Here is a 7,268-nt window from a genome sequence, read left to right on the forward strand (position 1 = left end):
TCATAGGTATTCCTTTTTGTTTGTTGTGATAATTTAAATTATAAGGAATACCTCCTTTTTTTAAACTAAAACTGTGCAATATCTATGGCTCTTAAACATAACTTTATAAAAATATGTATTGATATATAAGCATTATTGTGTTAATATACGTATATGAGTAGTAAATTTAATATAGAGATGTTTGATGATGTTGATGTGCTCAAAGAATTGGCTAAAACTTGGCATGCTTATTATGATTTTAGAATGTCATGTATATCTTTAAAAAATTCAGAGTATCTTTTAAGTATATTATCATTAATATTAAATCCTTCAAGTAATTATGAGTTTAAAGATATAGCTATGATATCGTATAGTATATTAGAAGAATATCATTCAAAGTATAAAGAGTTTGCTATATTAAAAGAGTTTGTACAAAGTGATTATAATTCAGAAGTTTTTTCAAATATAGTAAGCAAACTTGAAGATAGAGAAATTAAAATAGATAAAAGCTATGATGAGGAAATATCTTGTATAGACAATGCAGATTTAGATCCTTTATTAAAGTTATTAGTTTATCAAAAAATATCTTATGAATATGTTAAGGATTATCAAAGCTGTTTTATAATATGCAGAGTTGTGTTTAATATTTATTCATACAAATTAAAATTATTAGATAAGCCCATACTTTATCCTTATCAATTTTTTGAAATGAGTATGAATGAAAGTTTTAATAAGGAATCTATAATAAGATATTTGAAATTTTTATGCGGTATATGTTTATATGCTGTTGATACTATTAGCTTTGTGCATAGTAATTTAAAAGTATTAAGAGATAAACTTTTACAAAATAAAAATTTTAAGAAACTAGCTGATTCAAGCGTATTTTATATGATATTTATCACTCCTTATATTAGGATAATAGATTTAATGAGTATGTTTGATTGGAAAAGAGATAAAGCAGCAAGACTATTATCAAGATTAAAAAGCGAAGGTTTATTTATTGAGACAAAATTAAAAAAAGAAAAAATATTTATCAATAAGTATATAATAAACCTGTTTGAATCAGGAGAAGCGTTAAAACCCGAAGAGTTTTTAAATAAGTTTGTATAAAAATACTTGACATTTTTTTAAAAAAGTGTATATTGTTTTCAATATTTATTTAATACCGCGGGGTGGAGCAGTTGGTAGCTCGTTGGGCTCATAACCCAAAGGCCGTAGGTTCAAGTCCTGCCCCCGCTAATAGCCGAAAATATAGGCTTGTTATTTTTTGGCGGCGTGGCTCAGGTGGTTAGAGCATGCGGCTCATATCCGCAGTGTCAGGGGTTCAAGTCCCTTCGCCGCTAATATCTTATAAAAAGGCAGGTGAGTTAATTGGTAAGAGTATTCGCTAATGAAGGCGAACCAGTAGAAAGCGTTATTAAAAGATTCCGCAGAGCTTGTGAAAATGAAGGTATTTTACAAGACCTTAAAGAAAAACAATTCTATAAAAAACCTTCTCTTGAGAAAAAACTTCAAAGAGAAAAAGCTCTTAAAAGAATGAAAAGAAAAATCAAAAAAGAACGCAGATTAGGTTTGCTGTAATTTATCTGTTATTTTTATTAAAGCATTGATATCAAACATATCAGTGCTTTTTTTTCAGCTAATTAATACAGTTGCATACTTGAAAATATTTATTTTTTAATGTATAATTTTTACAATTTTAAAACTAAATAATTTTAAAAGTTTAATAATGCTAATAATTTAATTTAATAATACTTAATAAGGAGAAAATATATATGGCAGCAAAACAGCTATTATTTGATGAAGAAGCTAGACGTGCCCTTATGAGAGGTGTAGATGCTTTAGCTAATGCCGTAAAGGTAACTTTAGGACCACGCGGACGTAATGTTGTAATAGACAAAAAATTTGGTCCTCCTACTATAATAAATGATGGTGTAACTATCGCTAAAGAAATAGAATTAGAAGATCCATTTGAAAATATGGGTGCTCAAATTGTTAAAGAAGTTGCTACCAAAACTAATGATGTTGCAGGTGACGGTACAACTACTGCTACTGTTTTAGCTCAGGCTATGGTTAAAGAAGGTTTAAAAAATGTAACTAGCGGTGCTAATCCTATGCTTATTAAAAGAGGTATAGAAAAAGCTGTTAATGAAATAGTTGGTTATATTAAATCTGAAGCTAAACAAATTAAAGGCAAAGAAGAAATTGCTCAGGTTGCTACTATTTCTGCTAACAATGATAAAGAGATAGGAAGTTTAATCAGCGATGCTATGGAAAAAGTTGGTAAAGAAGGTGTTATCACTGTAGAAGAAGCTAAATCTTTAGAAACTAGCCTTTCATTAGTAGAAGGTATGCAGTTTGACAGAGGTTATATTTCTCCATACTTTGTAACTAACGGAGACAGTATGACTGCTGAATTAGAAGATGCTTTACTTCTTATCTATGACAAAAAAATCTCTAATATGAAAGAACTTCTTCCTATACTTGAAAAAATTGCTCAAACTGGAAGACCTTTCATTATCATCGCTGAAGATATTGAAAATGAAGCTTTGGCTACTTTAGTACTTAACAAAATGAGAGGAGTATTAAATGTATGTGCTGTTAAAGCTCCAGGTTTCGGCGATAGAAGAAAAGCTATGCTTGAAGATATTGCTATATTAACAGGCGGACAAGTTATCAGTGAAGATTTAGGTATGAAACTTGAAAATGCTTCTATTGAGCAGCTTGGTAAAGCTAAAAAAATCACTGTAGATAAAGAAAATACTACTATAGTTGAAGGTGCTGGAAGCAAAGAAGATGTAAAAAACAGAGTTACTGTAATTAAAAAACAAATAGAAGAAACTGACAGTGATTATGACAAAGAAAAATTACAGGAAAGACTTGCTAAACTTTCAGGCGGTGTTGCTGTTATAAATATAGGTGCTGCTACTGAAGTAGAAATGAAAGAGAAAAAAGCTAGAGTAGAAGATGCTCTATCTGCAACTCGTGCAGCTGTTGAAGAAGGTGTTATACCTGGCGGCGGTATCACTTATTTACATGCTCAGCATAAACTTGATTCTTTAAAAGCTGATAATGCTGATGAACAAGTTGGTATCAATATAGTAAAAAGAGCTATAGAAGAGCCTATAAGAATGATAGCTACAAATGCTGGTTTAGACGGTTCAGTTGTTGCTATTCAGGCTAAAGAACAAAAAGGCAATATGGGTTTCAATGCTCTTACTAATGAATGGGTTGATATGTTAAAAGCTGGTATTATAGATCCTGCTAAAGTTTCAAGAAGTGCTTTACAAAATGCTGCTTCTATAGCAAGCCAAGTATTAACTGCTGAAGTTATTATTACTGATATACCAGAACCTGAAAAACCAATGCCTCCAATGCCTGGCGGCGGAATGGGCGGTATGTATTAATAAATAGCCTATAAAAATTATAATAATTAATTTTATAATAAAAAGCCTCAGTATTCTTACTGGGGCTTTATTTTTTATTATATTTGTTTAAAAGTCTGTATATGATTATATATCAAATTTTATAATAGAGTTGCTTCAAAACTACTTGAAAAGATTATATATGAAATTTTGATAATTTATAAATTATTAAAATAATGTTTTATATGTTGTATAATTTATAGTTTTACTACATACATAAACAAATACAATTTGTCAAAATTATTTTTTATATTTAAAATATTTGCAGGGCTTTGACACTACCTAAGTTATTTTGTTGGAACAAAGAACCAAAAAGACGGCATTTCTATACTGAATTTAATAATTTATCTTACATATAAAACATAATTGATACTATTTGATAATAATTTCAATGCTTGCACTTTTTGGTTCTTTTTGCGGCGGGAAAAAGAACAATAAAAAAATTAACAAACTTAAACTATTAATTTAGTTTTGAAACAAGTCTATTATATAATCATTTTAATTTTATAAGTCTTAAATCAAATGCTATCATAAACACACAAGGTAAAAATATCAATGTAATAAGTGTAGAGAATATAAGCCCGTAAGCCAAACTCATAACTATAGGTACTATCAAATCAGCACGTCCTCCTATACCATAAACTGTTGGAAGAAGACCGCCTACCGTTGTTACTGTAGTTAAAAATATAGGAAGAAGTCTTTGAGTAGCACCTTCTACTATTGAGTTGAATGCGAATTTTTTAGGATTGTTCAATGCTTCTGTATCAGTTTTTCCAGATTCTATAATTTTATTTATTAAGTCTATCATTATGATACCATCATTAACAAGAACTCCGCATAAGCCTACAATTCCTATAAAACCAATAAATGACATAGGCATGCCATGAAGATAAAATGCTATAAATACTCCTGTTAATGTAAAAGGTATTAAAAACATTATCATTAAAGGCTGAATAAATTTTTTAAACTGAAGTAATAATATTAAATATATTAAAACTATCGCTATTAAAAGTGTAACAGTGAGCCCGTCTAAAGCTCCTACTGTCTGATCAGCTTCTCCTCCAAAACCTATTATTATACCTGGATATCTCTGAGCAATATCTTTAAACTTATTTTGCACAGCAAACATTACTTGTATAGAAGTATTTTGTCCTTGTATTAAGTCGGCATTGATTGTAATACATCTCTGACCATTATAGTGTCTAATAGAAGATACGCCGTTAGTTTCAACTATATTTGCCACATTTTTTAAATACAAAAGTCTGTTATATGTATTAGGTATAACTAGATTATTAAGTACATTAGTATCAAATATGTAATTTCTGTCTAACTGTACCCTGAAATCTAATTTATAATCAAGTTCCTGTATTGATGTTGCCACTGTTCCGCTGTATGCTGTTCTTAATTCGTTTGCAACATTAGCTACATTCATTCCAAGCTGTGCTATCTCATCATAATCAAATAATACTCTAAGTTCATTTTTACCAGCTTTATCATCATCATAATAGTTAATTACTCCGTTCAAGCTAAGTAAATATGCTTTTACCTCATCTCTTACTTTTCTAGTTTGCTCCAGATTATTTCCGACTATTTTTATATCTACTGCTTTACCAGGGTCCATAGGAAGTTTAACAGATACCATTAAAGCATCTAATTCTTCTCTCAAACTTGTTTTTTCTAATTCTCTGTTTATATCGTCCATTATATCATAAGCTGTTTTTTTTCTTTCTGTAGACGGTATAAGATAAACTGTTATACCTGCTAGGTTTGCTGATTCTTCTGAAATATCAACTATATTTTGATTAACCTGTTTTCCTACAACGCTATTAACTGCTATTAGGTTTTTAGTATCAACTGACTTGTATATAATATTCTCTATTTGTTCAACGTATTTCATAGTATTATTAATAGAGTTTCCTATACCAGAGTCAATATTTATCATTATACTGTCTGAGCTTGTATCATATATTAGTATAAATTTCTTAAGGCTTTCTTTAGCTAAGAAGAATGAAAATATTAAAAGCACTATGAAAAATAAAGCTACTAAATATCTGAATTTTAATAAAGTTTTTAATGCTTTATTAAAAGGATTTTTCATAGCATTAAATAATTTTTCTTTATCAAAGTCCAGAGGATTTTTTATTTTTTTTAAGAATTTCAAGTTTTTCTTAGTTTTATCCTGCAGATTATTTGGAAGTAAAAATATTGCTTGAAATAAACTAGCAATCAAAGCTACAACTACAACTTTAGGAAAAGGAGCTATAAGTTTTCCTACAACATCTTTTATAATAAGCATAGGCATAAAAGCTACAACAGTAGTCATAGTAGCAACAGTTATAGGGCTTACTACATCTTTTACCGCTTCAACTGTTCCTTCCAGACCTGTTTTTCCAGCCTTTTGGAAATCGTATATGTTTTCACATACTACTATACTATTATCAACAACCATACCTATAACAGTAATTATACCAGCAAGTGATATTATATTAAAAGTTAAATCAGAAAAATTAATATATGAGAAAGTGATAAATATAACAACTATCATACCTATGCTTGTAAATAATGCACTTTTAAAATCCAAAAATATTATAAGCACTATCAATATAATAATAAATCCAAAGATTAAATTGCTAGTTGCTACATTTGTTAGAGCTAATACCATTCTTGAAGTTTCGCCCATAGTTGTAACTTCTATATTTTCTGGTATAAGTTTCTGATTATTTTTTAGAAAATTATTAATGTTTTCTGTAGTTTTTACTATATCAGCATTTTCTTTTTTTTGTATGCTTAGGGAATATCCTTCTACACTGTTTATTCTTACATATATAGACTTTTCAACAAAATCTCTATTTACTTTTGCCAAATCCTGTATTCTTACTCTTTGACCGTTAAATGTAGAACGCACAACGACATTAGCTGCTTCTATAGGGTTTTCAAACTGTCCCATTGTTACTATTGTTTTTTCTTCTTCATTTTCCTCTAAGTCGGTATAAAGAGGCTTTTTAAAATCACCGCTTGTAGCTCTTATATTTCTTGCAGAGAGGGAGTTTACTATATCGGTTAAAGAAATATAATATTCCTGCAGTTTTTTTGGGTCAGCAAGTATTTTTACTTCAGGATCTGTTCTTCCCTGTACTGTTATATCAGCAACCCCGTCAACATATTTTAATTGTCTTTCTAATTCTTTACTGAAATCATATAAAACTTTTTCATCTCCTTCAAATCCTTTTTTAAAATGAACTCCTATTTTGTAAATGGATGTAAGTTTTGGGTTTATATCGGTTATTTCTATAGTTTCAACTTCTTCTGCCATATCTGGGACACTCTGCATTTTTCTGAAAATATCATCTTTGGCTTTGCTTGTATCAATTTCCATATCAAGCTGAACAAATATTATAGCAGCATTTTCTGTTATTATAGACGTAAACTCATCTATTCCAGATATAGTTCTTAATTGGTCTTCTATTTGTATAACAGCGTTTTGTTCAACATCTAAAGGAGAAGCACCAGGGTATACTACCTGCAAAATCATTAATTCTAAATCTGTAGAAGGAAATGATTCTTTATCTATATTATAATATGAGTATAAACCTATCATAATAGATACAAATATGATAATGTTTACAAGCATTCTATTACTTGCAAAAAAGTATATTAATTGTTTCATATGTTTTATCCTAAAAATATATATATTATAGTATAGTAAATTTTAATATAAATTTATCTATATAATAAAAAATATTATATAATAATTTATTTTATGTTTAAAATATAGTATTAATTTGTACTAATTAATAGACATAAATATTATAGTGTTCATTATAATTATATTTATCACGAATTTTTTTATGATTATTATTTATT

4 protein-coding genes and 2 tRNA genes are annotated in these 7,268 nt (G+C 28.7%); 5 read left to right on the forward strand and 1 reads right to left on the reverse strand.

The annotated features are described in order from the left end of the window. Positions 1–153: 153 nt before the first annotated feature. The 5 genes from Q1X91_RS14085 (at position 154) to groL (ending at position 3,386) form a co-directional block, all read left to right on the forward strand. On the forward strand, positions 154–1,089 hold the full coding sequence (locus Q1X91_RS14085; protein ID WP_300758979.1) for a hypothetical protein: 936 nt from the start codon (positions 154–156) through the stop codon (positions 1,087–1,089). 56 nt (positions 1,090–1,145) lie between these two features. Next, positions 1,146–1,218 (forward strand) — tRNA-Met (locus tag Q1X91_RS14090). Between the two features lie 30 nt (positions 1,219–1,248). Beyond that, positions 1,249–1,322 (forward strand) — tRNA-Met (locus Q1X91_RS14095). Positions 1,323–1,350: 28 nt separating this feature from the next. Then, on the forward strand, positions 1,351–1,560 hold the full coding sequence (gene rpsU / locus Q1X91_RS14100) for a 30S ribosomal protein S21 (RefSeq protein ID WP_008724792.1): 210 nt from the start codon (positions 1,351–1,353) through the stop codon (positions 1,558–1,560). Positions 1,561–1,754: 194 nt separating this feature from the next. After that, complete coding sequence (groL, locus tag Q1X91_RS14105; RefSeq protein ID WP_300758984.1) at positions 1,755–3,386, forward strand: chaperonin GroEL; 1,632 nt, start codon at positions 1,755–1,757, stop codon at positions 3,384–3,386. A gap of 511 nt (positions 3,387–3,897) precedes the next feature. Here groL and Q1X91_RS14110 read toward each other — a convergent pair. Further along, the gene (locus tag Q1X91_RS14110; RefSeq protein ID WP_300758989.1) at positions 3,898–7,071 is read right to left on the reverse strand and encodes an efflux RND transporter permease subunit; all 3,174 of its coding nucleotides are present in this window, start codon (positions 7,069–7,071) and stop codon (positions 3,898–3,900) included. Positions 7,072–7,268 lie beyond the last annotated feature (197 nt).

The sequence above is a fragment of the uncultured Brachyspira sp. genome (assembly GCF_949287625.1).
In the GTDB taxonomy this organism is placed as follows: Bacteria; Spirochaetota; Brachyspiria; order Brachyspirales; family Brachyspiraceae; genus Brachyspira.

Excerpts from the sequence above, each read along its gene's own strand:
- Q1X91_RS14085 (WP_300758979.1), top strand. The coding sequence starts at position 154 with ATGAGTAGTAAATTTAATATAGAGATGTTTGATGATGTTGATGTGCTC.
- groL (WP_300758984.1), top strand. The coding sequence starts at position 1,755 with ATGGCAGCAAAACAGCTATTATTTGATGAAGAAGCTAGACGTGCCCTT.
- Q1X91_RS14110 (WP_300758989.1), bottom strand. The coding sequence starts at position 7,071 with ATGAAACAATTAATATACTTTTTTGCAAGTAATAGAATGCTTGTAAAC.